Source organism: Bacillus manliponensis, from assembly GCF_000712595.1.
GTDB lineage: Bacteria > Bacillota > Bacilli > Bacillales > Bacillaceae_G > Bacillus_A > Bacillus_A manliponensis.
In genome coordinates this window covers 24,594-50,303 of record NZ_JOTN01000014.1, presented here as the reverse complement: position 1 = coordinate 50,303, position 25,710 = coordinate 24,594, and the positions used below count along the sequence as shown (strand labels likewise).

23 protein-coding genes and 1 pseudogene are annotated in these 25,710 nt (G+C 38.4%); 21 read left to right on the top strand and 3 right to left on the bottom strand.

Features of this window, described 5'->3' with window-relative positions:
- Positions 1–53 precede the first annotated feature (53 nt).
- Together pulA and BAMA_RS15730 are read left to right on the top strand one after the other, a co-directional pair.
- Positions 54–2,150 (top strand): type I pullulanase, encoded by a 2,097-nt coding sequence (gene pulA / locus BAMA_RS15735; protein WP_034640908.1) that lies wholly within the window; start codon positions 54–56, stop codon positions 2,148–2,150.
- 218 nt (positions 2,151–2,368) lie between these two features.
- On the top strand, positions 2,369–3,172 hold the full coding sequence (locus tag BAMA_RS15730) for a phosphotransferase family protein (protein WP_034640904.1): 804 nt from the start codon (positions 2,369–2,371) through the stop codon (positions 3,170–3,172).
- Here the strand turns inward: BAMA_RS15730 and BAMA_RS15725 are convergent.
- Complete coding sequence (locus tag BAMA_RS15725) at positions 3,169–3,447, bottom strand: YtzH-like family protein (protein ID WP_034640903.1); 279 nt, start codon at positions 3,445–3,447, stop codon at positions 3,169–3,171. The two genes, BAMA_RS15730 and BAMA_RS15725, sit on opposite strands and share 4 nt — an antisense overlap.
- 155 nt (positions 3,448–3,602) lie before the next feature.
- Here BAMA_RS15725 and trmB point away from each other — a divergent pair, with 155 nt between their 5' ends.
- The 8 genes from trmB (at position 3,603) to BAMA_RS15685 (ending at position 12,414) form a co-directional block, all read left to right on the top strand.
- The gene (trmB, locus tag BAMA_RS15720; RefSeq protein ID WP_034640899.1) at positions 3,603–4,256 is read left to right on the top strand and encodes a tRNA (guanosine(46)-N7)-methyltransferase TrmB; all 654 of its coding nucleotides are present in this window, start codon (positions 3,603–3,605) and stop codon (positions 4,254–4,256) included.
- Positions 4,257–4,350: 94 nt separating this feature from the next.
- A complete protein-coding gene (locus BAMA_RS15715) occupies positions 4,351–5,724 on the top strand; it encodes a sigma-54 interaction domain-containing protein (RefSeq protein ID WP_034640895.1) in 1,374 nt (457 codons plus the stop codon).
- Positions 5,725–5,847: 123 nt separating this feature from the next.
- Complete coding sequence (speB, locus tag BAMA_RS15710) at positions 5,848–6,807, top strand: agmatinase (protein WP_034640893.1); 960 nt, start codon at positions 5,848–5,850, stop codon at positions 6,805–6,807.
- 17 nt (positions 6,808–6,824) lie between these two features.
- Positions 6,825–8,249 carry a sodium:solute symporter family protein gene (locus BAMA_RS15705; RefSeq protein WP_034640891.1) on the top strand — a complete coding sequence of 475 codons (1,425 nt, stop codon included), beginning with the start codon at positions 6,825–6,827 and terminating at the stop codon, positions 8,247–8,249.
- A gap of 47 nt (positions 8,250–8,296) precedes the next feature.
- Complete coding sequence (locus tag BAMA_RS15700; protein ID WP_034640888.1) at positions 8,297–9,616, top strand: aspartate aminotransferase family protein; 1,320 nt, start codon at positions 8,297–8,299, stop codon at positions 9,614–9,616.
- 318 nt (positions 9,617–9,934) lie between these two features.
- Positions 9,935–10,906, top strand: coding sequence for an N-acetylmuramoyl-L-alanine amidase family protein (locus tag BAMA_RS15695; RefSeq protein ID WP_051758991.1), 972 nt, complete (start codon positions 9,935–9,937; stop codon positions 10,904–10,906).
- 67 nt (positions 10,907–10,973) lie between these two features.
- Positions 10,974–11,846 (top strand): PspC-like choline-binding domain-containing protein, encoded by an 873-nt coding sequence (locus BAMA_RS15690; protein WP_034640887.1) that lies wholly within the window; start codon positions 10,974–10,976, stop codon positions 11,844–11,846.
- Between the two features lie 133 nt (positions 11,847–11,979).
- Positions 11,980–12,414: an ester cyclase gene (locus BAMA_RS15685; RefSeq protein WP_034640884.1), complete on the top strand. Its 435-nt coding sequence runs from the start codon at positions 11,980–11,982 to the stop codon at positions 12,412–12,414.
- A gap of 16 nt (positions 12,415–12,430) precedes the next feature.
- On the opposite strand, the gene BAMA_RS15680 is transcribed toward BAMA_RS15685, so the two are convergent.
- Positions 12,431–12,781, bottom strand: coding sequence for a PH domain-containing protein (locus BAMA_RS15680; RefSeq protein ID WP_034640883.1), 351 nt, complete (start codon positions 12,779–12,781; stop codon positions 12,431–12,433).
- A gap of 86 nt (positions 12,782–12,867) precedes the next feature.
- Between BAMA_RS15680 and BAMA_RS15675 the strand changes: the two genes are divergently transcribed.
- The 3 genes and pseudogenes from BAMA_RS15675 to BAMA_RS24095 all read left to right on the top strand — a co-directional run.
- Positions 12,868–13,707: a YtnP family quorum-quenching lactonase gene (locus tag BAMA_RS15675; RefSeq protein ID WP_034640881.1), complete on the top strand. Its 840-nt coding sequence runs from the start codon at positions 12,868–12,870 to the stop codon at positions 13,705–13,707.
- 292 nt (positions 13,708–13,999) lie between these two features.
- Positions 14,000–15,556, top strand: coding sequence for a fatty acid--CoA ligase (locus BAMA_RS15670; protein ID WP_034640880.1), 1,557 nt, complete (start codon positions 14,000–14,002; stop codon positions 15,554–15,556).
- A 12-nt stretch (positions 15,557–15,568) separates the two neighbouring features.
- Positions 15,569–15,670 (top strand): annotated as a pseudogene (locus BAMA_RS24095) (hypothetical protein); the annotation flags it as partial.
- Positions 15,671–15,855: 185 nt separating this feature from the next.
- Here BAMA_RS24095 and BAMA_RS15665 read toward each other — a convergent pair.
- The gene (locus BAMA_RS15665) at positions 15,856–16,167 is read right to left on the bottom strand and encodes a PepSY domain-containing protein (protein WP_034640879.1); all 312 of its coding nucleotides are present in this window, start codon (positions 16,165–16,167) and stop codon (positions 15,856–15,858) included.
- 139 nt (positions 16,168–16,306) lie between these two features.
- Between BAMA_RS15665 and BAMA_RS15660 the strand changes: the two genes are divergently transcribed.
- The 8 genes from BAMA_RS15660 (at position 16,307) to BAMA_RS15625 (ending at position 25,672) form a co-directional block, all read left to right on the top strand.
- A complete protein-coding gene (locus BAMA_RS15660) occupies positions 16,307–17,380 on the top strand; it encodes a M42 family metallopeptidase (RefSeq protein WP_034640878.1) in 1,074 nt (357 codons plus the stop codon).
- Between the two features lie 52 nt (positions 17,381–17,432).
- Positions 17,433–17,942 (top strand): DUF84 family protein, encoded by a 510-nt coding sequence (locus tag BAMA_RS15655; RefSeq protein WP_034640875.1) that lies wholly within the window; start codon positions 17,433–17,435, stop codon positions 17,940–17,942.
- A 72-nt stretch (positions 17,943–18,014) separates the two neighbouring features.
- Complete coding sequence (locus BAMA_RS15650; protein WP_034640873.1) at positions 18,015–18,329, top strand: thioredoxin family protein; 315 nt, start codon at positions 18,015–18,017, stop codon at positions 18,327–18,329.
- Between the two features lie 79 nt (positions 18,330–18,408).
- Positions 18,409–19,221, top strand: coding sequence for a DUF1444 domain-containing protein (locus BAMA_RS15645; protein ID WP_034640870.1), 813 nt, complete (start codon positions 18,409–18,411; stop codon positions 19,219–19,221).
- Positions 19,218–19,832, top strand: a complete 615-nt coding sequence (gene ytpR / locus BAMA_RS15640) for a YtpR family tRNA-binding protein (protein WP_034640868.1) — start codon at positions 19,218–19,220, stop codon at positions 19,830–19,832. Before BAMA_RS15645 ends, ytpR begins: the two co-directional genes overlap by 4 nt.
- A gap of 158 nt (positions 19,833–19,990) precedes the next feature.
- A complete protein-coding gene (locus BAMA_RS15635; protein ID WP_034640866.1) occupies positions 19,991–20,353 on the top strand; it encodes a hypothetical protein in 363 nt (120 codons plus the stop codon).
- A gap of 115 nt (positions 20,354–20,468) precedes the next feature.
- Positions 20,469–24,497 (top strand): DNA translocase FtsK, encoded by a 4,029-nt coding sequence (locus BAMA_RS15630; protein ID WP_034640862.1) that lies wholly within the window; start codon positions 20,469–20,471, stop codon positions 24,495–24,497.
- A gap of 59 nt (positions 24,498–24,556) precedes the next feature.
- A complete protein-coding gene (locus tag BAMA_RS15625) occupies positions 24,557–25,672 on the top strand; it encodes a nicotinate phosphoribosyltransferase (RefSeq protein ID WP_034640860.1) in 1,116 nt (371 codons plus the stop codon).
- The last annotated feature ends 38 nt before the right edge of the window (positions 25,673–25,710 follow it).

Genomic DNA, 25,710 nt, shown 5'->3' with positions numbered 1-25,710 from the left:
ATGAATATGATAATAAGAAGACAGAGTTTGTTTCGAGAGGATGGTGATGCCATATGTTGAAAATTCAGCGCACGTTTGAAGCATACTTAGACGAGATGGATAAAATTACAGTGCTATTACCACATGAATATGGTGTAAGCAATACGTTCTCGCTTCGTCATAAAGATGAAAAGTGGGATCTATCTATTTGCTCAATCATCAATCTTTCTCATGCAATGAAGTACGAGTGTAAGGCACACGAGCCACTTGATTTAAGTAAATGTTACTTCATCTTGGATGAACGCAGTGTGGAAACGGATTTGCAAATTGGGGCTGTCATTCGAACGGAGCAGTTTGATGAAGTGTATTATTATGAAGGAAATGATTTAGGAGCGCAGTATACGAAAGAAAAAACAGTATGTAAAATATGGGCACCTACAGCGTCACGTGCAAAGCTTCGTATTTATAGAGATGAACAAAATTATCATGATTACGAAATGACGCGAGAAGAGAAAGGGGTTTGGTGTTCTCAATTAGAAGGTGACTTTGATGGAGCGCAGTATATGGTGCTTGTGTGTATTAATTTAATATGGCATGAAGCGGTTGATCCGTATACGAAATCAGTAACAATAAATGGGGAACGTGGCGTTATTATCAATATGGAAAAAACATATGTAGAAGATAAAGCGATTTTACCTTCTTATGGTGCTGAAACAGATGCAGTCATTTATGAAGCGCACATTCGTGATATGACGATGCATCCAAGTAGTGGAGTATTGCAAAAGGGGACATATAGTGGCTTCATAGAGGAAAGAAGTAAGCCGCTTTCTTATATGAAACGATTAGGTGTGACACATGTAGAATTGCTGCCTCTTCATCAATTTGCTGGTGTTGACGAAGAGAAGCCATTTTTGTCATATAACTGGGGTTATAATCCACTTTTTTATAACGTGCCAGCCGGTGTATACAGCTTGAATCCTCAAGACCCATATAGTCGAATTATCGAGTGTAAAATGCTGATTCGTACGATACATGAGCATGGTCTTCGCGTCATTTTAGATGTTGTGTATAACCATGTGTTTCAGCGGGAAACATCATCATTTGAAAAACTTGTACCAGGCTATTATTTTAGGCATGGTGAGAACGGCATGCCATCAAATGGGACGGGTGTTGGGAATGATGTAGCATCTGAGCGGAAAATGGTGCGAAAGTTTATTGTTGATTCTGTTTTATATTGGTTAACAGAATATCGTCTTGATGGTTTTCGCTTTGATTTAATGGGTATTTTAGATATAGATACGATGAATATAATTCGAAAGAAAGTGGATGAAGTAAAAGAACGTGTCATTTTGCTTGGTGAAGGATGGGATTTACAGACCCCGCTTTCAAAAGAGAAAAAAGCTGCACTTTATAATGCGAAGCAGATGCCACGTATTGCTCAGTTTAACGATCGCTTCCGAGATACGATTAAGGGAAGTACATTTGATGTCAGGGGAAAGGGATTTGCTTTTGGTGATATTTCGAATCAGGAGTTTGTCCAAGCCGCTTTAATGGGAAAAGGATTTGACACCCCATGTCAAACGATTAATTATGTAGAATGCCATGACAATATGACGATGTGGGATAAACTACTAGTGAGTAACGACGAAGAAGAATATATTTTGAAACGTCGTCACCAATTAGCAACAGTGATGACAATTCTTTCACAAGGCGTTCCGTTTCTTCATGCTGGCCAAGAATTTTACCGGACAAAACAAGGTCATGAAAATAGTTACAACGCTCCAGATGAAATTAACCAAATAGACTGGGAAAGAGCAGAAAAAGAAGAGAAAACAATTGCTTATATAGAAGGAATAATTACTCTTCGAAAACAGCATCATGCATTTCGTTTTTCATCTTTGCAGTTAATTGAAAAGCATATGTCATTTATGAAGACAGCACCATCTGTAGTGGCTTATTGGTTACAAGATGTTTCTGCGTTTGGAAAGTGGAGCGATATTGTAGCCGTGTTTCATAACGGATTGGAAGAGCAAGAATTGAATCTTCCAAAAAAAGGCGTGTGGCATGTAATAGCGGATGATAACATGGCAAATCCCCATCCGATTTTTACATTTGAAGGAAATAAGACAATGATTAAGCCTGTTAGCTCTTACGTATTCGTCACAATGTGACAAATCGCTACTTGACGATGCGAATATAATAAATGTAGAATTGACAAAGGTGGCTATTTCGATAGGTTGCCATCGTATTTTATGTTTTGTAAAATAAAGTGAAAAGCTGAAATTGCTTTTTACGCATGATAAAGAACTTAATAGAAGTGCCGATCATCGATAAGATGTTGAGGTTTTTCTTTTTATGACTATAAAAGATAAGGAATTGTTAACGGATAATGAACAAGGAATGGTTGGAACAATTGTTAGGAGAAGAGTGGAAAGTTACACCAGCCGGCGGGGCAACAGGTGATGCTTATATTGCACATGATGGACAACAAAAGTTGTTTTTAAAGCGCAATTCATCACCTTTCCTTGCGGTGTTGTCAGCAGAAGGAATTGTTCCAAAGTTACTTTGGACAAGGAGGTTGACGAACGGTGATGTCATTTCAGCACAGAGATGGCTGCCAGGCAGAAGATTAGAACCAGAAGATATGGGGCTTGAGCGCGTTGCAAAACTTTTGAAGAAAATTCATTCTTCTGAAGCGCTTGTGCATATGATTCGTAAGCTTGGGAAGCAGCCGATACATGCAAAGGATTTATTAGAGGAAGTACATTCTCTTCTACAAAAAAATGTAAAAGAGAACGAAGTGGTTCAAGAAGGACTTCATTATTTACAGCAGTCTCTTGAAAACATGAACTATGAGCATGTTGCTGTTTGTCATTGTGATGTGAACCATAATAATTGGTTACTATCAGATGAAAATGAATTATTTTTAATTGATTGGGACGGTGCAGTGATTGCTGATCCTGCTCTTGATGTTGGGATGCTTCTTCATTGGTATATTCCACGTGAAGAGTGGAGCAATTGGCTAGAGAGTTATGGGCTTGAGATGACAGAATCTCTTCTTGCTCGTATGAAGTGGTACGTTGTTGCACAGTGTATGCTGTCTATTCAATGGTACACAACAAAAAATAAGCAAGCAGAAGCTCAATATTGGTTACAATATTTAACGCAGCTGCTCGCTTCGAAATCATATTAAGAAAGACTATCCATTCCTGAAATCCACTGGGATAACTGCTCTTGATGACCGGAAATGTGATGATCTAAATCAGGAGACATCTTCCCAGCTTGGCTGTAGTAATGTACGTCATTTAACATTGTTTTTACATCGCTTGCTACCGCTTCATTTGCGAGCAGCGCTTGTACAATCCGTTCTAATTGTTCACATTCGGCAACAGTTCCGCAACAATCGGTTTGATGATTCACTAAAATGTCTTTTAAAATCTCCAGTTGATGTTGTTGATTTAGAGGCATTTCTGATACATCCTTTCGGTTGGCAGTAAGTTTTATACACTTTGTAGTTTTTGTTGAAACTGTAGATTTTATACAAAAAGAAACGGACCGAGTGCTCGTACGTACTTGGTTTTTTATTTGATAATACACCTTGATAAACAGAGAGGAAGAAACGCATGCGCTTAAGACATAAACCATATGCAATGGACCGTACGAAAGAATATTCGCACTTTGTAATTGGAAACCCAGAAGAACAACTTGGAAATTGGAATGAATTATTCGGTAACGAAAATCCAATCCACATTGAAGTAGGAACAGGCCGCGGCCGTTTTATTTATGAAATGGCAAAAGCAAATCCAGATGTAAACTACATTGGAATTGAAAAGTTTACAAGTGTTATCGTAGACGCGCTTGATAAGTTAATTGAAGAAGAAGTGCCAAACTTAAAATTAATTAATAAAGACGCAGAAGATTTAACAGTGTTCTTCGCTGAAAACGAAGTAGACCGTGTGTATTTAAACTTCTCAGATCCATGGCCAAAAAATCGCCATGCAAAACGTCGTTTAACGTACAAAGCGTTTTTACGTAACTACGAAACGGTACTTGTAAAAGGCGGAGAAGTCCACTTTAAAACAGATAACCAAGGATTATTTGAATACTCGCTATCAAGCATGGCAGAGTACGGCATGTTACTGCCTTACATTAGCCTAGATCTTCACAACAGTGATTTTGAAGGCAATATTATGACAGAATACGAAGAAAAGTTCTCAAGTAAAGGAAATCGTATTTACCGCGTTGAGGGGAAATATCGTACAGAACCTGCACAATAATGTGTAGGTTTTTTATTTCTTTACTTCTTTATACAATATCGAATACAATATTCATTGATAAATAGACGGAATATTCTTTTTAAGGAGTGAGAAATTGCTATATACAGAATATATTTCAGAAACAGAAGTGATATTAGAATCGTTAATGGAAGATTTAATTGTTACTGACGTAAACGGAACGATTTTAAAAGCAACCGAGTTTACAGCGGATCGTTATGGAATTGTTTATGAAGATTTAATAGGTGCATCAATTTATGAATTGGAACGACAAGGGATTATTACACCTATTGTAACGCCGTTAATTATTGAGAAGAAAGAGAAAATTACAGTTGTTCAGCTAACAAAGACGGGAACGAAATTACTTGTAACAGGTATTCCATTGTTTGATGAAGAAGGAGAAGTATACCGAGTTGTTAGTTATTCGTATGATGTTTCAGATTTAGCTGGGATGCAAACGTATTTAGATCATATGCAAGAAGAAATTGACCGTGTAAAAGAAGAGGCACATATTGCATTACGTGAAAAAATGACATCGGTAGGACTCGTTGCAGATGATCCTGCAATGTATAAAGTGATGGAGACACTGCATCAAATTGCGGAAGTAGATGTGAATATTGTATTGCTTGGTGAATCAGGAGTCGGAAAAACAGTGATTGCTCGTTATATTCATGAGAAGAGTGCAAGAAATTACGGGCCGTTCATTGAAGTGAACTGCGCTGCTGTGCCAGAGTCGTTATTTGAAGCTGAATTTTTTGGGTATGAAGCAGGTTCTTTCACAGGGGCAAAGAAAAATGGAAAGCTTGGATTTGCAGAACTAGCGCATGGAGGAACGTTATTTCTTGATGAAGTAGGGGAATTATCACTAGAACAGCAAGTAAAGCTTCTTAAACTAATAGAAGAAAGAGTATTTTATCGCGTTGGTGGTACGAAACCGAAAAAGGCAAATTTTCGCCTAATTGTTGCAACAAATCGTAATTTAGAACAGCTCGTTGAAAGTGGTCATTTTAGAAGAGATTTATATTTCCGATTATACGTTGTTCCAATTTTGATTCCACCATTAAGGGACCGACCGGCAGATATGATGAATTTAATATATGTATTTTTGAATAAATTTTGTGAGAAATATAAGCGCGAACGAGAATTAGATCAAGCGGTAATACAAATTTTATTAAGGCAAAAGTGGGAAGGGAATATAAGAGAATTAATGAACTTAATGGAGCGCCTTGTTATTACGTCGCGTTCGAAGTTAATTACAGTTGAACATATACCGGATTCTTACATAGGTAAAGTGGATACTGAAGCATTTATGAAGCCAGCTGAGACGCTTAATGAAATACTTGAAACAGTGGAAAAACAAGTGTTAATAGATGCGAAAAAGAAATATAAGACGACCGTTAAAATTGGGGAAATGTTAGGAATCAGTCAGCCTTCTGTCGTTAGAAAACTTAAGAAATATAAAATTGAATGAAACATTACGAAAAATATGGAGTGGATTTTCTTCATATTTTTTACTTGGCACGAAACTTGCATAATAGAAATGATATAAGGATGGAGTTAAAACAGTAAAAATATAGATTACGGGAGTGAGACTATGTATAAACCGAAAGATTCATCGATGTCACCTCGCTTTTGCGGAGTAAAAACATTTATGCGACTAGAACAAAAAAATACGACTGAACACGTAGATTTTGCAGTATTAGGAGTTCCTTTTGATACAGCTCAGTCTTATCGCGTTGGTGCACGTTTAGGACCAAATCATATTCGGAACTTCTCAAGTTTATTACGCCCATATAACCCGGATCAAGAAATTAATATTTTTGATTATTGTTCAGGTGTTGATTACGGAGATTTAGATGTTGTTCCTGGTAACATACATCGCACGTACGACAACATTGTGGAAGGATTAACGCCTTTACTAGAAAAAAGAATTGTTCCTATTATACTTGGCGGTGACCACTCCATTTCGCTTGGGAATTTACGGGCATTTGCGAAGCAATTTGGACCAGTAGCTCTCGTTCATTTTGATTCTCATAGCGATACGTGGGACCATTATTATGGTGAGAAATATATGCATGGTACACCGTTTCGCCGAGCAGTTGAGGAAGGCCTTATCGATGTGGAACATTCTATTCAAATTGGGATGAGAGGTCCGTTATATGGTCCAAATGATATAGAAGATGCAAGAGAGCTCGGATTTGAAGTTATTACAATGAAAGAAGTAAGAAAAATTGGATATACAGAAGTGCTTAGAAGAATTCATGAAAGAGTTCAAAATGCTGTAACGTTTGTGTCGTTTGATATTGATTTTATTGACCCTGCATATGCACCTGGGACAGGAACACCAGAAGTTGGTGGGCCAACAACAATCGAAGCAGTTGAACTTGTGCAAGGATTATATGGTTTGAACATTGTAGGATTTGATTTAGTAGAAGTGTTACCGGCGTATGATAGTGGGGAAATTACAGCTATTGCAGCATCAAGTATTGCGTATGAAATGATTACGCTTGTGGCATTGCAAAGGAAGAATAGCTTAGTAGAACAAAATTCATAATAATTGAGGAGGATGTTATGGGAACAATAGATATTTTACTTATGATTGGTTACTTTCTCATTATTGTTGGTATTGGTTTTGCAGGAGCACGAAAAGCAAAAACATCAGAAGACTTCATGGTAGCTGGTCGTAGCTTAGGACTAATTATGTATTTAGCCTGTTTATCAGCCGTTATTCTTGGAGGCGCCTCTACAATCGGAACAGCAAGGTTAGGATATGAATTTGGAATTTCAGGTATATGGCTCGTTGTGATGATTGGATTTGGTATTATGTTATTAGGTATATTTTTAGTAAAGAAAGTATCTAAGTTTAAGATTATTACAATTAGTGAATTGTTAGGATTACGTTTTAATTCACAAACGAGAATCGTGACCTCACTCATTACCTTTATATATGTAACAATGATTACAGTTACACAAGTAATTGGGATGGGGACGATATTAAACGTACTTCTTGGATGGGACATTCAACTTTGTATGTTACTAGGTGGTAGTATTGTAGTTTTATATACATTACTTGGCGGAATGTGGTCAGTAACAATGACGGATATTTTTCAATTTCTTGTGATGACAATTGGAGTTTTTGTCATTATGTTACCTCTTAGTTTACAAAAGATTGGCGGATGGTCAGCGTTGCAAAATAAGTTACCAGAAAGCCATTTTGATATTGCAACAATTGGTGGCGATAAAATCTTCGCGTACTTTCTTTTATATTGCTTAGGAGTGCTAATTGGACAAGATATATGGCAGCGTATCTTCACTGCAAAAACGGTGAAGATTGCAAGAAAAGGAACGATTGGTGCGGGAATTTATTGCTTATTGTATGCGCTTGCAATTGCGATTATTGGAATGTGTACAGCTGTTCTTTACCCGAACTTAGGGGATCCACAAAGTGCATTTGTTACAATGGCACTAGCAATTTTACCAGCTGGTTTGTTAGGCATTGTTGTTGCAAGTATTGTTTCGGCTCTTATGTCAACAGCATCGGCAACACTTTTGGCCTCTTCTACATTAATTGTAAATGATTTAATAAAAAGTGCATCGTCTAAAGAAATGAGTGAGAGAGCTATTATTAGAACATCAAGAATTGTCACCTTAATAGTCGGAATATTCGTAATCGTTAGTGCTATTTGGATTCAAGATGTCATTGTTGCATTAGATGTTGCATATGCAATTTTATCTGGTTCTGTATTTTTTCCGATTATTTTAGGACTGTTTTGGAAGCGTGTGACAGACAAAGCGGCCTTTTATTCCATTATTTTAAGTGCATGTGTAACAATTGGTGGTTTAGCTGTACAAGGACTTACTTCGACAGAGCCGATTTTATATGGAATGGCGTGTAGCCTAATTTCTATTGTGGCCATTTCTTATGTAACATCACCGGAATTTGAAAAGTATGAGGAATGGAAAGAGCAGCACACAAACGCAGATGTAGATGCGTAAAAGAATTATTTCATAGCAAAAGATGAACCTTTGAAGGAGGAACTTACATGAATACAAGTTGGAATCATTTAATAGAAAGAATGCCGCAATTATTAGCACCTAGTATGGCGAAAGATCATCCGAATTTACCAGTTGTAAAAGAAGAAGGCTGTTATTACTTTGGTGCTGATGGGAAAAAGTATTTAGACTTCACCTCAGGCATTGCCACAACAAACGTTGGACACCGTCATCCAAAAGTTGTACAAGCGATTAAAGATAGTGCAGACCATTTAACACATGGTCCATCAGGTGTCATTATGTATGAATCAATTTTACGTCTTGCAGAGGAACTTGGAAAAGTATTACCTCCAAAGCTAGATTGCTTTTTCTTTGCAAATAGTGGAACAGAGGCAATCGAAGGTGCGATTAAGCTAGCGAAATATGTAACGAAGAGACCGTATGCAATTTCATTTTTAGGTTGCTTCCATGGAAGATCGATGGGTTCACTTAGTGTCACAACTTCAAAAAGTAAATATCGAAAGTTTATGCAACCAAATGGATTAACGTACCAAATTCCATATGCAAATACGAAAGATTGTCCATCAGGAGTAAATCCTGAACAATATTGTGTTGAGAAATTAGAGCGAGATTTTGCTACGCTATTTAATCATCAAGTAACACCAGAAGAAGTTGCTTGTGTCATTGTTGAGCCGGTATTAGGAGAAGGCGGTTACATCGTTCCACCAGCAGGTTGGTTGAAAAAGATTCGTGAGATTTGTGATCAGCACGGTATACTGCTAATTTTTGATGAAGTGCAAACAGGATTTGGTCGTACTGGTGAATGGTTCGCGGCACAAACGTTTGGTGTAACACCAGATATTATGGCAATTGCAAAAGGGATTGCATCAGGATTACCACTTAGTGCAACAGTGGCTTCACAAGAACTAATGCAACAGTGGCCTTTAGGAACGCATGGTACAACTTTTGGTGGAAATCCAATCGCTTGTTCAGCAGCACTTGCGACGCTTGAGGTTATGAAGGAAGAATGTTTAGTAGAGAATGCAAAAGAGATGGGAGCTTACGCTGTTCAAAAGCTATATGATTTAAAAGAGAAGCATCCTGTTATCGGAAATATTCGAGCTGTCGGTTTAATGATTGGAATTGAAATCATTCATCCAGAGACAGGGGAAGCCAATGGAGAGGGGTTATTTAAAATATTAGATATTGCCTTAGAAAAAGGCGTGCTCTTCTACTTCTGCGGAAATTCAAGTGAAGTCATTCGAATGATTCCGCCGCTCTCTGTGAATAAGGAGCAAATTGATAATGGGCTGGGGATTTTAGATGCTGCACTTACACAATATGAAGAAGAGTTGTTTGTGAACAACTAAAATACTAAAGAAACCATCGCTATCATATGATAGCGGTGGTTTTTATTTGAAATGAAATAAAATAAAAGCAAAATTCATACTGTCTATATTTTTTCCACATGCTTCACATCTTTCATCTTTTTTCTGGCAAGTACATATAGTTCTATTTTTATATTTTAAAACCCTTCATATAAGACCGTTTGTTAACGAAGATTTCTTTTTTATTTAAATTGTTACAAAAAGATTACAAAAATGTATTGTATATTTCGTAATGTCGTAATATAATTCTTTTTGTGGGAAAGAAACCCAAATTTAAACATTATATGGGGGAACAAAGTCATGAAAAAACAATTATTAGCAGTGCTTATGATGGGTACGATGTTAGTGCCAGCTACAGCTCAGGCAGATGAACTTGTAAATATGAAAAGTGATGTACAAACAGAAGAAAAAACAGGAAAAGTAGAATGGGTAAAAGAGGGAGATAAATGGTATTACTATGATTATCATGGTAGAAGAATGGTAGATTGGTTGTCTCTTGATAATAAGTGGTACTATCTTGGAAGTGATGGTGCTATGAGAACGGATTGGGTTAATATACGTGGCTCTTGGTATTATATGAATGCAGATGGCGTGATGCAAATAGGTTGGTTACAGCATGGCGGGACTTGGTACTATTTGAACGAAAACGGTGCAATGGCAACAGGCTGGATAAAGTATGGTGAAGATTGGTACTATATGAACCGAGATGGATCAATGAAGACTGGATGGCTCCAAGATGGAGGGAAATGGTATTATTTACACCCATCAGGGAAGATGGAGAAATATTGGTTAGATCTTAATGGGAAATCTTATATTTTTGATAACGGAGTTATGCAAACTGGAGCTTACGAAGATGGATATTATCATTATTTATTTGGAAAAGATGGAGCGAAAATCACAACTACAGGCTGGGTTGAACAAGATGGAAATTGGTATTATCTGAAAGATGGCGGAAAGCTCCATGTAGGTGAGTTTAAATATGGTGGCGCTACATACTTCCTTAAACCTGAAATGGCAACGGGGTGGGTACTGTATAACGAAGAGTTAAATTGGTGGAACTATTACGAAGCTGACGGTAAAGCAAAAACTGGCTGGTTACAATATGGTGGGGCTTGGTATTACTTAGTAGATGGAGAAATGCAAACAGGTTGGATGTATGACGAGGGGAATTGGTATTATTTCCTATCAAATGGTGAGATGGCAACAGGTGAACATTTCATTGACGGTACTTGGTATTTCTTCTTTGATCATGGTGTATTAGTTGCTGGGTAAAAACAAAGGATCATTGTAATAGAATACCGGTTTTATAGTTTTAAAAATGTATATAGGGGATGAGATTATGAAAAAGCAATTATTAGCCGCTATTATGGCTAGCACAATGTTAGTACCAGTTACAGCACATGCAGATGAACTTGTAAAGCAGAAAAGTAATGTCCAAAAGGAAGAGAAAGTAGAAAAAGTAGGTTGGGTAAAAAAAGGGGATAATTGGTATTATTATGATCACCATGGTGATAGAGTGGTAGATTGGTTGTTTGTTAATAATAAGTGGTACTATCTCGGAAATGACGGTGCAATGCAAACAGGCTGGGTGAAGTACGATACAGACCCAGTAGATGCTGGTGACGATTGGTTCTATATGAACCAAGACGGAGCAATGCAGACAGGATGGCTCTATGATGGTGGAAACTGGTATTATTTACATCCATCAGGAAAGATGGAGAAATATTGGTTAGATCTTAACGGAAAGTCGTACGCTTTTAATGATGGCGTGATGCAAACGGGACACTTTGAATATAACCGCCATTTCTATTTATTTGGTAAGGATGGAGCAAAAATTACAACTACAGGTTGGACTGAATATGAAGGAACATGGTATTACCTTCACGAGAATGGTGTACTTCATTTAGGTGAGTTAAGATATAATGGAAATAAATATATGCTCACACCAGAAATGTCAACAGGCTGGATAGTATACGATGATTCGTTAAATATATGGAGCTACTATGATACTGATGGTAAAGCGAAAAACGGCTGGTTACAATATGGTGGAGCTTGGTATTATTTAGTAGATGGTATAACGCACATAGGCTGGTTACAACAAGGAGATAAATGGTATTACTTGAAATCCGGTGGTGAAATGGTAACAGGTGAATATTTCATTGATGGCAATTGGTATACGTTCCGTGATAACGGTGAAGTAATTGGCGGATGAATGTAAGAAGAGTAGGAGATTCCTACTCTTTATTTAATTTAATGAAGGAGATGAAGAAAAATCCTACCGAGTGAAGTTCCGATTAATTAGTGTTATAATTTTGAATATAAAATATATTCGAGGTGATATATAAGTGACACCTGAAGTTGTAGTAAAAAGTTTCTTTAAAGAAATTCGTTCTGGGAAAAATCTACACCTTGCCTCACAGTTTATGGCTGAAAAAGTAATTGCCCATCAAGTGCAAGCAGAACATGAAATATATGTAGAAAGGTCACCGGAAGAATATGCGAATCATGTGCAGGAGATGTTGGAAGCTTATGGACAATTTACTGTAGACATACAAGAATTAATCCCTCAGCAAAATCGTGTATATGTCCGCTGGAAACAGACAGGGATCCATATTGGCGAAGTTGACGGATTTGAGCCAACAGGGTTACCAGTTATTGAACTGGCAAGTGCTGTATATCGTATTGAAGATGGAAAGATTGTAGAGTACTGGATTCAAATTGACCGTGCCGGTATTACTGCTCAATTAGAAAGAAATAGTGAGAAAAAAGAACCCATTTAGTTATAAAAGGGTTCTTTTATTTGGAAAGAAGTATTTTTTCACGAACTTTTTCTACAAAAGCTTCTGGATTGCTACTTTGGATATATTTGAACTTAACCCACTCTGTTCCATATAAAATAGAAATTTTCGTACCAAATAAATTTTTCTGCTCTTTTATTGTAGAGATTTCATGATAGCTGTATTCCTCAAACATTGCTTTTCCTAACATATTAGGACCATAGAAAAAGAGCTTTTGATTTGTCAAAATGAGTACACCTGGACGCGCGGCTCCGCGGTATTGAAATGTTTCTAAGGAACATTTAATAGAAGAGATAATGATTTCATCGTAATGTAACATATGTTTTGCTTCAGTTAATAGTGTATTCATTGTTATGGCTCCTTTTAGTCGTTAACATGTGTAATCTTATTTTATCTGAATTTTATGTTAATATAAAGAAGAAAGGGGGAATTGAAATGGAATATTTGCAAATTGGGAATGTAAAAGTGAGTTGGTTACAAGGTGGGAACGTTCATTTAGATGGTGGTGCCATGTTTGGTGTCGTCCCAAAAGTGCTTTGGTCGAAGAGATATGAACATAACGATAATAACCAAATTTACTTACGAACAGACCCACTTTTGCTAGAAACGAAAGAGGGGTATATGTTAATTGATACTGGCATTGGAAATGGCAAATTGGATGAGAAGATGAAACGAAATCAAGGTGTAACAGAAGAATCATCTATTCAGCAATCCCTCACTAAACTTGGTGTAACAGAAGAAGATATTCGATATGTGATGATGACGCATCTTCATTTTGATCATGCTTCTGGTTTAACGAAATGGGAAGATGGAAAATTTGTGCCGGCGTTTCCGAATGCAAAAGTATATGTATCACAAACAGAATGGGATGAAATGAGAAATCCAAATGTTCGCTCACAAAATACATATTGGAAAGAAAATTGGGAGCCAATTGTTCATCAAGTTGTCACTTTCCGAGAAGAAATACATGTGACAGAAGAAGTAAAAATGGTTCATACAGGTGGACATAGCGATGGACACGCGGTTGTTATTGTAACGAGCAATAATGAAACAATGCTGCATTTAGCTGATTTAATGCCGACACATGCTCACAAAAATCCACTGTGGGTAATGGCGTATGATGATTATCCAATGACTTCTATTAAGAATAAGCAAAAATGGATGACATATGGTATAGAACAAAATGTATGGTTCACCTTTTATCATGATGCATATTACCGTGCAGTAAAGTGGGATATGTCAGGGAATATTACCGAGAAAATAGAACGAAGATAACGTTGCATGTCGACAAATGCCTACATGACTTCTGTAACTATTTGTCGACAAATTCCACTTTTAAGGAATCTGAATATTGTTATAATTGTCTTTAAGTTGTTTGTTTTGAAAACGTTTTACTATAAAGTGAAACTTCACTCAGTGGGGGGTTCTTCATCCCCCACTGAGTGTTGGCCCGACTAATCGGGCTTTTACGGGCTGTTTATCTCACACCTAAACTTCTTCGCTTCCCTTAAGTTTTGAGGTGGGAGTTTTACAGCCCGCAAATAGCGGGATAAAGGAGGAATGGCTATTGTACATGACAATTGGGAAAATGCTTGAAATGACAACAAGAAATTATCCACAGAAAGAAGCGATTGTGGAGCCTGGAAGAAATATTCGCTGGACATATGAAGAGTGGAATGAACAAGTGGACAAGCTTGCGCATGCGCTGCAAAAAAGCGGGGTTCGAAAAGGTGATCGCGTTTCTACTTTTTTATTTAATAGTAGTGAACTTGGTACAGTATGCTTTGCTTGTGCCAAAATAGGAGCAATATTTAATCCAATTAATTTTCGTTTGAAACCGAAAGAACTCGTTTATATTTTGCAAGATGCGTCTCCTAAAATCGTACTCTTTGAAAAGTTACTATCCTCTCATATAGAAAGCATTCATACACAATTTCCTCACATTCAGTTTTGGTATACCGATGAAGAGCACCTACCGTTTTCTATTTCTTATAAAGAACAATTATGTAATGCTTTGCCGGAATTTGAACATGTAGATGTAACAGAAAATGATATTTGTTCCATTATGTATACGAGTGGAACGACAGGTTACCCAAAAGGTGTATTGCACCGGCACCGTGAAATCTTGGAGCAAAGTTTAATTAGCATTTCGTATTTACATTACACGGAAAATAGTTGTGGTCTTGTAACTGCTCCAATGTTCCACTGTGCTGAATTACATTGTTGTTTTATGCCGCGTGTACATAGCGGTGCAACAAATGTTATCCTTCACCACTTTGATGCAAAGTTAGTATTAGAAACGATTCAAAGTGAGAAAATCACTGTTTTATTTGCAGCACCGACGATGTGGAATATGATGCTACAAGAAGCGTTAGTAAACTATGATTTATCTTCTGTCCAATATGGTCTATACGGTGCTGCTCCGATGGCACCGGCATTGTTACAAGCGTGCCATGATAAGTTAAAAGTTTCGTTAGTACAAGCTTACGGAATGACAGAAATGGGGCCTGCTGTTACGTTTTTACGAGAAAATGAACAGATTTCTAAAATTGGCTCAGCAGGAAGAGCGGCATATAATCATGAAATTCGCATCGTTCGTCCAAATGAAGATGGGCCATCTGACCCTGATGATATGTTACCACCTCATGAAATTGGTGAAATCATTATAAGAGGTTCGTGTTTAATGGCTGGTTATTACAATAAAGAAGAAGCGACAGAAAAAGCATTGTATAAAGGGTGGTACCATTCAGGAGATTTAGGATATCTCGATGAAGAGGGTTATTTATATGTAGCGGATCGTGTGGATGATATGGTGATAAGTGGTGGTGAAAATGTGTATCCACGTGAGGTAGAAGATTTTTTATATACACATGAAGGTATATTAGACGTTGCCGTGCTTGGTGAGAAAGATGAATTATGGGGGGAGCGTGTTGTTGCTTATATTGTTTCGAAAGATCCAACGCTGACAGGAGAGATGTTGGATCAATATTGTAAGGAAAGTGATAAGCTTGCGAACTATAAACGTCCACGTCGTTATATTTTTACGAAAGAGCTACCTCGTAATGCAAGTGGAAAAACGCAGAAGTTTATTTTAAGAAAGGAAATTGCCAACGTAAATGAGTAAGGAGAGAAACGGATGAAACATAAGTACTTAACGGAAGAGCATCATATTTTTCGTGATGCTTTCCGTAAATTTTTAGAAAAAGAAGCCTATCCGTATTATAACGATTGGGAGAAAAATAGCCGAAAGTGTATCGGAAATAGCTGATAAACTATTAAAAATAGCCGAAAGTGTACCGAAAATAGCTGATAAACTATCAAAAATAGCCGAAAGTGTACCGAAAATAGCCGATAAACTATCAGAAATAACCGAAAGTACGTCAAAAATAAAAAGGATGCAGGAAAATCTGCATCCTTTCGTTATTAAGCAACTTTAATTTCTAAAATTGTTCCTGTTTTTGCATCTACTAAAAATTCAAATCGTTCTTGTACATCATCAAGTGCAGTTGTAATACCACCGCGATATACATCGTACGTAAGATCATATTTTTCAAATGTTTCTGGGACCATATGTACCCAAGAACCTGTAATTTCGCCTTTATTTTCAAATGCTTCTTTTACCATCTTTAATGCTTTGTCAGAAGAAATGTGAGCTTGTTCTTGTATTTTATTTGCAACGACATAACCTGCAGCAAATCCGATACCGATACCTGCTAGTACACTTTTCCAGTTCATACATTCACCTCTATTCTATAACAGAATGTCTCACCTATAAGTATAATGCAATTTACAAGAAAAAAGAAGAAACTAGAAAGATTTCGAAAATTTCGTTACAATGAGATGGACGAATACTGGATGAAAGAAGGGGACTTCATTGAATACAGAAACGATGGAATTATTTCGTACGTTAACAGAATTACAAGGGGCGCCGGGGTTTGAACATGATGTGCGCCGTTTTATGAAACAAGAGCTTAGTAAATATTCCGATGAGATTGTACAAGACCGTTTAGGGAGTGTTTTTGGACTGAAAAAAGGTGACGAAAACGGTCCACGCGTTCTTGTTGCAGGTCATATGGATGAAGTTGGATTTATGGTAACGCAAATTACGAAAAATGGTATGATTCGTTTCCAAACGTTAGGTGGCTGGTGGAGCCAAGTGCTATTAGCACAGCGTGTGCAAATTATGACAGATAATGGACCTGTTATTGGTGTAGTTGGTTCTGTTCCACCACACTTATTAAGTGACGAACAGCGTGCAAGACCGATGGATATGAAAAATATGTTAATTGATATTGGTGCAGATAGCCGTGAAGACGCACAGGGAATTGGAATTAAGCCAGGCCAACAAATTGTACCAATTTGTCCGTTTACACCGATGGCAAATCCGAAGAAAATTATGGCAAAAGCATGGGACAACCGTTATGGCTGTGGCCTTGCAATTGAATTGTTAAAAGAATTAAAAGATGAGAAACTTCCAAATATGCTATATTCTGGTGCAACAGTGCAAGAAGAGGTTGGGTTACGTGGTGCACAAACAGCTGCCAATATGATTAATCCAGATATTTTCTATGCGCTTGATGCAGGGCCAGCAAATGATGCATCTGGAGATAAAACGCAGTTCGGTCAAATTGGAAAAGGAGCCGTTCTCCGTTTATATGACCGCTCAATGGTAACACATCGTGGTATTCGTGAGTTTATTTTAGATACAGCTGAAACGCATAACATTCCGTACCAATATTTCGTATCACAAGGCGGTACAGATGCAGGGCGTGTACATACAAGTAACTCTGGCGTACCTTCAGCAGTAATTGGTGTTTGTGCGCGTTACATTCATACACATGCATCGATTTTACATATTGATGATTACGCAGCGGCGAAAGAATTACTCATTAAACTTGTAAAAGCAACAGATAAAACAACGCTTGAAACGATTAAGCAAAATGTTTAATACGGAAAAGGCCCATATGAGGCCTTTTCTTTTTACATTTGGAGGTATAGCGATGAAAGTAGCAGTTGGATCAAAGAATAAAACGAAAGTACAAGCGGTAGAGCGCGTATTACAAGAAGCAGAAGTTGTTTCACTTTCTGTACCATCACACGTTTCAGCGCAGCCTTTTTCAGATGAAGAAACATTGCAAGGGGCAATAAATCGTGCAAGATTAGCAATGGAACAAGGAAATGCGGATGTTGGGATTGGATTAGAAGGAGGCGTTGTAGAAACAGAAGCTGGCCTATTGTTATGTAATTGGGGCGCGCTTGTGACGAAAGAAGGAAAAGAATTTATTGCTGGAGGCGCACGTATTCCGCTTCCAACGGAATTTTTACAACCGCTAAAAGAAGGAAAAGAGTTAAGCGAAATTATGAATGAATATATGAAACGGCGTGATATTGGTAGTAGTGAAGGTGCGATGGGGATTTTTACAAATAACTATGTAACAAGAACGGATTTATTTGTGCATGTTACGAAGCTTTTAGCAGGACAATATATGTATGATAAGACACAAGCATAAACGTTGCACCATAAGAGATGTATGGTACTATATAAGGAAGATAATATACGTTTCTACTGGAGGGATATAGTGATGAAAAAACTAGAAAGCATGGAACAATTCCAGCAGTTAAAAAATGAAGAAAACGTCATTTTCTTATTTTCAGCAGAGTGGTGTCCGGATTGTCGTTTTATCGACCCATTTATGCCAGAAGTAGAAGAGAAATATAGTGACTTTACGTTTTACTATGTAGACCGTGATGATTTCATTGACCTATGCGTAAAACTAGACGTATTTGGTATTCCGAGCTTTGTCGCGTACAATAAAGGTGAAGAAACAGGTCGTTATGTAAATAAAGACCGAAAAACACAAGAGCAAATTGAAGAGTTTATCGAAGGTTTAAAATAGGCAATATAGCCAATGAAAATGAAAACAACCTCTAGACTTACACGTAGAGGTTGTTTTTTTCGGAAAGGAGGAGAATGAAGTGAAAATGACAAATGAGAAAATGAAAGATATGCTTATGGAAAGATTGCAAAGACCGGAGTGGAATTTCCAGTATGATAGTGAAAAAGATGTATTACGCATCGAGCAAACGGAGTCAAAAACAGGGATTAACGTCTCCATTCCAGGTATTGTAGCAAAGTGGGAACAAAAGAAGGAAAAAGCAATTGAGGACGTTGTGTATTACGTAGAAGAAGCGCTACTTGCGATGCATCAAGAAGTGAATGAGCAGGCGAAAATTTTACCGGTTATTCGTTCTACATCATTCCCGAAAGAAGCGTCGGAAGGAAATCCATTTTTAATTACAGAACATACAGCAGAAACGGCGATTTACTATGCACTTGATTCAAATAAAACGTACCGTTTAATTGATGAGCGTTTATTAGAAAAACTTGGACTATCGGCGCAACAAGTACGTGAGATGGCATTGTTTAATGCCCGTTCGTTACCATATAAGTTTAAACAAGATACAGTAGCTAATAATACATTTTATTTCTTAAATACAAATGATGGATATGATGCAACTCGTATTTTAAATGAATCGTTATTACAAGAGATGCGTGCAAACATAAAAGGCGACATGGTTGTAGCAGTTCCGCACCAAGATGTATTAATTATTGCTGATATCGTGAACGAAATCGGTTATGATATTATTGCACAAATGACGATGAAGTTTTTTGCAGAAGGTCATGTACCGATTACTTCACTATCGTTCGTATATGAAGATGGTGAATTTGAACCAATCTTTATTTTAGCGAAAAATCGAAAACGACCAAATGGAAAAGAGAAAGGATGAACAAAGTGAACGTTTTTTACAACCTTGAAGGTATTGGCGATACATTAATTGTTGCCGTGCAAGATATTACATTAGAAAACCGCACATTTGATCGAAAAGGAGACGTAGCGCGTGTTTTCGATCGTGAAAGCAATGTAACAGCGGGCTTCAACATTTTTAATGCTTCCTCTTATATGGAAATTACAGAAAAAGGTAACATTACATTAACGAAAGAGATTGTTGAAAAGATTAACGACATTTTAGCGAAAAATGGCTTTGAAGAGAAAGTAGAAGCAGATCTTTCACCGAAATTCGTTGTTGGTTATGTAGCAGCAAAAGAAAAGCATCCGAATGCGGACAAGCTAAGCGTTTGTACAGTAGAAGTGGACACAGGTACACTTCAAATCGTATGCGGTGCGCCAAATGTTGACGCAGGACAAAAGGTTGTTGTGGCGAAAATTGGTGCAGTAATGCCAAGTGGTATGCTAATTAAGCCAGCTGAGTTACGCAGTGTTCCATCTTCTGGTATGCTTTGCTCTGCACGTGAATTAGAGCTTCCAGATGCTCCTCAGGAAAAAGGTATTCTTGTATTAGAAGACAGCTACGAAGTTGGACAAGAATTTAAATTTTAATGTAAAAAAAGAGTTACCTCATGCGAGGTAACTCTTTTTTTGTCGTTTTTTATAAAGCTTCACATATTCATAAAGAAAGAGCTTTCACAAAAAATACAATTGCTTTTCTGGCATATATTGGTTAGAATCGATAAAAATGTGAAAAGGGGTATATGGCTATGTTACAAAATCCAAAAATTTATGAACTTGTACAATTGACTCAAACTTCTCATGTTCACGATATTGAAATGCAGTCGTTAGAAATTTACCTATTTCATAAAGAAGAATTTAAAGAAGGTCAAATTGGATATCGCTATGACGACCAAGGGAATTCATTAATTGGAACGAATGAAGGGGATTGGCAAGAAAGCTGGATTGTGATTGGTTATGAAACAGATCTTGGTGATCCTATTTTTGTAGATACAAAAACATTATGTGTATATACAGCAGAGCATGGCGCTGAAATTTGGGAGCCCGTTTGTATTGCTACGCATATAGACGAAGTAATAGCAACTGTACGAAACACATTTTTAGATGAATAGAGTTATTCAAAAGATTAACTTTTCTGTAAATAAACAATAGGCAATTTCATCTGCACTTTTTGCTGAATGCTGATACAATAAAGGGTGTTACTATTTAGTAGAAAGAGTGGTAATTATGCTAGATTGGATGAAAAAGCTGTTTAAGGCAGAGGAAGACAAGAAACAAACAGCAGTGACAGAAACAGAAAAGTCTGTAGAGACGAATGTTACTTCTCAAACTTCTCGTACAAACTACTACTCTAATAAGCGAGATGATACTGGATTACAAACGTTAAAATCGCGTACAAATGGGAATTTTCGCTTCCCATTAATTCCAGACCAAGGATTAGAGGAGAAAATTCCGCGATCACCTCGTTTAGAACAAGAAGAGGTAGAACAAGAAGCGATAGAACAAGTACTAGTTCGTGAAAAGCGTCAGGCATTGAGGGAAGAAGTTGTTCCAGAATCACCGCGCCGAGTTAAACAACCAAAATTTGTACAAAAAGAGAGCCCGGTTGTGAACAAAACTATGCAAGAGCCGATTGCTTCAGAAGAAGAGAGTAAAAGAAGACCATTTCGTCCGACAGAAGTTGTGTCACCGATTTTTGGATATAAGCGCCCAGAGCGTGAAGAAAAGAAAGAAGTGCCAGTAGTTGAACAGGTTGAACAGGTTGAACGGGTAAAGCAGGAAGATATTTTTATATCAACAGAGGGGAAGTCAGTTGTTGATGCATGGCTTGAGAAAAACGGCTATGTGGCAAAAGAAGAGTCAGAAGCTGTTCCGCAAACCCCGGTTGTTGATGCATGGCTTGAAAAGCATGGATACATAGGAAACGATGTATCTGCTTATGAAACTGAGAATGAGGCAGAGAGCAGTAAAGAACCTTCTGCTACAGCAGCTGAAATGAAAGTAACTCCTGTTAGAGAAGAACACATCATGAATCAAAAAGAGGATGTTACTATACAGGAAGAGATAACATCTGAAGCTTTTGTAGACTACGAAGAAAAAAATATTCAGGTAGAAGAGCCAGAAGTCTTTGTGGAACCTGAAATAGAAGTTGCAGAGGAAAACCAAGAAGGGCCGGAAGTCTTTGTGGAACCTAAAATAGAAGTTGCAGAGGAAATCCAAGAAGCATCGGAAGTCTTTGTGGAAGCTGAAGCAGAAGTTGCAGAGGAAATCCAAGAAGAACTGGAAGTCTTTGTGGAACCCGAAGCAGAAGTTGTGGAAGAGGAACCAAAAGAGCCAGAAGTCTTTGTGGAAGCTGAAGCGGAAGTTGTAGAGGAAAGCCAAGAGGAACCGGAAATCTTTGTGGAACCTAAAATAGAAGTTGCAGAGGAAATCCAAGAAGAACTGGAAGTCTTTGTGGAACCCGAAGCAGAAGTTGTAGAAGAGGAATCAAAAGAGCCAGAAGTCTTTGTGGAAGCTGAAGCGGAAGTTGTAGAGGAAAGCCAAGAGGAACCGGAAGTCTTTGTGGAACCCGAAGCAGAAGTTATAGAGGAAATCCAAGAAGAGCTGGAAGTCTTTGTAGAACTTGAAGCAGAGGTTGCAGAGGAAATCCAAGAAGAGCTGGAAGTCTTTGTGGAACTTGAAGCAGAAGTTGTAGAAGAAGAGCCAGAAGCACTGGAAGTCTTTGTGGAACCCGAAGCAGAAGTTGTAGAAGAGGAATCAAAAGAGCCAGAAGTCTTTGTGGAAGCTGAAGCGGAAGTTGTAGAGGAAAGCCAAGAGGAACCGGAAGTCTTTGTGGAACCCGAAGCAGAAGTTATAGAGGAAATCCAAGAAGAGCTGGAAGTCTTTGTAGAACTTGAAGCAGAGGTTGCAGAGGAAATCCAAGAAGAGCTGGAAGTCTTTGTGGAACTTGAAGCAGAAGTTGTAGAAGAAGAGCCAGAAGCACAGGAAGTTTTTGTGGAACCCGAAGCAGAAGTTGTAGAGGAAATCCAAGAAGAGCTGGAAGTCTTTGTGGAACCCGAAGCAGAAGTTGTAGAGGAAATCCAAGAAGAGCTGGAAGTCTTTGTGGAACTTGAAGCAGAGGTTACAGAGGAAAACCAAGAAGAGCCGGAAGTCTTTGTGGAAGCTGAAGCAGAAGTTGTAGAGGAAAGCCAAGAGGAACCGGAAGTCTTTGTGGAACCCGAAGCAGAATTTGTGGAAGAAGAACCAAAAGAGCCAGAAGCGAAAAAAGAGCAACAAGTGAAAATAGAAGAACAAAAGCGTGAGAAAAAACGGTTTGTACCATTTAACGTTGTGATGTTAAAGCAAGATAAACGTAAATTAGAAGAGAAACGCCGTGCAGAGCTTATGCAAGCAGCGGTCGAACAACCGGTGCAAGAGCAAGTACAAGAGCCGGTGCAGGAGCAAGTACAAGAGCCGGTGCAGGAGCAAGTACAAGAGCCGGTGCAGGAGCAAGTACAAAAGCCGGTGCAAGAGCAAGTACAAAAGCCGGTGCAAGAGCAAGTACAAGAGCCGATGCAGGAGCAAGTACAAGAGCCGGTGCAGGAGCAAGTACAAAAGCGGGTGCAAGAGCAAGTACAAGAGCCGGTGCAAGAGCAAGTACAAGAGCCGATGCAGGAGCAAGTACAAGAGCCGGTGCAGGAGCAAGTACAAAAGCCGGTGCAAGAGCAAGTACAAGAGCCGGTGCAGGAGCAAGTACAAAAGCCGGTACAAGAGGAACCTTCATTTACTCATCGCGTAGAACCGACTGCCAAACAAATAACTCATGATGTACGAAATGTATTGCAAACGCCACCAACTTATGAGTTTCCACCGATTACACTCCTTAATATTCCGGAGCGTAAGGAAACGGATAATGAAGAGTGGCTAGAGGAACAAAAAGAGTTATTAAATACAACGTTCAGGAACTTCCATGTTGGGGCGAATGTTGTAAATGTTACACAAGGTCCAGCAGTAACGCGTTTTGAGGTGCAGCCAGAACCTGGTGTGAAAGTAAATAAGATTACGAATTTAAGCGATGATATTAAATTAAATTTAGCAGCGCGTGATATTCGAATCGAGGCGCCAATTCCAGGGAAAAATGCAGTTGGAATTGAAGTGCCGAATAAAGAGAGTAAAGCGGTATACCTTCGTGAAATTTTACGAAGTCCTGTGTTCTGTAAGAGTGAATCGCCACTTACGGTAGCGCTTGGACTTGATATTTCCGGAACGCCGATTGTAACGGATATTCGTAAAATGCCACATGGTTTAATTGCTGGTTCTACAGGGTCAGGTAAAAGTGTATGTATTAACGCGATTTTAACAAGTATTTTATACAAGGCGAAGCCACACGAAGTGAAGCTTATGCTTATTGATCCGAAGATGGTTGAGCTTGCGCCATATAATTCTATCCCACATCTTGTTGCACCGGTTATTACGGATGCGAAAGCAGCAACGGCTGCATTAAAATGGGCAGTAGATGAAATGGAGCGTCGTTATGAGTTATTTGCACATGCAGGAGCTCGCGATTTAACGCGTTACAATACGATTATGAATGAGCAAGAAATTAAAGGTGAAACGTTGCCATACATCGTTATTGTGGTTGATGAGTTAGCAGATTTAATGATGGTAGCGCCTGGTGATGTCGAAGAAGCGATTTGCCGCATTGCGCAAAAAGCGAGAGCTTGTGGTATTCACTTACTTGTCGCGACGCAGCGTCCATCAGTTGATGTTATTACAGGATTAATTAAATCTAACATTCCAACGCGTATTGCATTTACGGTATCCTCTCAAGTGGATTCACGTACGATTATTGATATCGGCGGAGCAGAAAAATTACTTGGGCGCGGGGATATGCTGTTCCTTGATAACGGTACGTCAAAACCTGTTCGTGTCCAAGGTGTTTACGTGTCTGATGAGGAGATTGAAAGGTCTGTTGCTCACGCAAAACGTCAAATGAAACCAAATTATTTATTTAAGCAAGAAGATTTATTAACAAAAGCTGAGCAGCATGAAACGGAAGATGAACTGTTTTATGATGCATGTCAGTTTGTAGTAGAGCAAGGGGGAGCATCCACGTCTTCAGTACAGCGAAGATTCCGCATCGGGTATAACCGTGCCGCACGTCTTATTGAAGAGATGGAAGCTCAAGGAATTATTTCGGAAGCGCGCGGAACAAAACCGCGAGATGTTCTAATTACAGAAGATGAATTTGCCGCAATGCAAGATACAAATGTATAAGGAACCGTTTTGCTGTATACTAAGAGAAAACGTGGATAGTAAAGTAGGGAGTAAGCGACATGAAAGAAATTGAATTAAAACTAAAAGGCGAGATCAATCGACTAACAAATAAAACATTTAAATTTGATGAGCGTGTAGGTGAAGGTTGGTTTTCGGCTGTTTATTTTTTAAAGACACGTGATATCGTCAAGGAGTTTCGTTCAGGAAGCGTCGTAACGATGCAATTTTTCCAAAAAAATGATGCGGTACTTTGTGGAACAGATGAAGTGCTTGCATTATTACAAACATTTGCGGAACATCCAGAAGAGCTTGAAATTCACTCTTTAAAAGATGGAGATAAAGTGAGCCCGTTTGAAACGGTGTTAACAATTCGTGGGCCTTATGAGTATTTCGGTTATTTAGAAGGTGTAATTGATGGGATTTTAGGGCGCCGCACGTCTGTTGCGACAAATGTATATAACGTTGTACAAGCAGCACGTAGTGGAGCGAAAGAAAAAGCAGTTATTTTCATGGGGGACCGTGATGATCACTATACACAGCAAGCTGGTGACGGGTATGCAGCCTACATTGGTGGGATGAGTGCACAGGCAACGCACGCAATGAATGAATGGTGGGGCAAAAGCGGCATGGGGACGATGCCTCATGCATTAATTCAAATGTTTAATGGGGATGTTGTGGAAGCAGCGAAAGCTTACCATAAAAAGTTTCCAGAAGATGATTTAGTTGTATTAATTGATTACAACAATGACGTCATCACAGATGCACTTCGTGTTGCACGTGAGTTTGGAGATGAATTAAAAGGAGTGCGTGTTGATACATCACGTACGATGATTGATCAGTACTTCATTCGCCATCCAGAAGTGCTTGGTACATTTGATCCACGCGGGGCAAATCCGTCCTTAATCCGTGCGCTGCGTAAAGCATTAGATGACGAAGGATTTAAGCACGTGAAAATTGTTGTGAGCGGTGGATTTGATGAAAAGCGTATTCGTAACTTTGAGGCGCAAAATGTGCCAGTCGATACGTATGGAGTTGGTAGTAGTTTGTTAAAAATGAACATCGGTTTTACAGGTGATAACGTTGAATTAAATGGAAAGCCAGAAGCGAAGGCAGGACGTAAATATCGTCCGAACCCGCGTTTAGAACGTGTTCAATTAGAGAAAAGAGAAGACTAAAAAGAAGGTCATTGCTTATGAGCAATGACCTTCTTTTG